Annotated in this window: 1 protein-coding gene; it reads right to left on the minus strand. The window is 41.2% G+C overall.

Annotated elements, in window-relative coordinates; genetic code table 11:
• Positions 1 to 19: 19 nt before the first annotated feature.
• The gene (locus VPNCDNU1_RS28205) at positions 20 to 427 is read right to left on the minus strand and encodes a GNAT family N-acetyltransferase (RefSeq protein ID WP_167404914.1); all 408 of its coding nucleotides are present in this window, start codon (positions 425 to 427) and stop codon (positions 20 to 22) included.
• Between the last annotated feature and the right edge of the window lie 44 nt (positions 428 to 471).

Below are 471 nucleotides of genomic sequence, written 5' to 3' on the forward strand. Positions count from 1 at the left end.
TGTCGGTTTGAAGCTTTTGTTATGTGCGTCTTACCATTACATGAACTGGCAGTTTTTCAAAACCGCGTTTAGACCAATATTCTGCTGTACTCTCTAAATTGACCACTGAAACTGTTGTAGCACCTTTCGCCTTCAGTCCTCCGATCACAGCGTCAACTAGCTTCGAGCCCACACCTTTTTTCTTAAATCGATTGGCAACAGAAACTAATTGAATTTGTGCTCGCGAGCCATCGTAAAAGCCTTTAGCAAACCCGCCAATGATACCTTCAATTTCAGCGACTATAAAAACTGCCCCATCACATTGAGAGACTCTTTTCATTGATTTTTTATCTTCAACTTCTGGGTAATCAAACTGACCATTTTCAGCCAAAATCCCCTCCAAGATCTCTCCATCAGAGTCAATAAAGCCTCTAAATTTAACTTCCACTATCAATCATTCCCTCAAAGCACATAACGCCAGCTTAAACCGCA

The organism is Vibrio penaeicida, from assembly GCF_002933855.1.
GTDB lineage: Bacteria > Pseudomonadota > Gammaproteobacteria > Enterobacterales > Vibrionaceae > Vibrio > Vibrio penaeicida_A.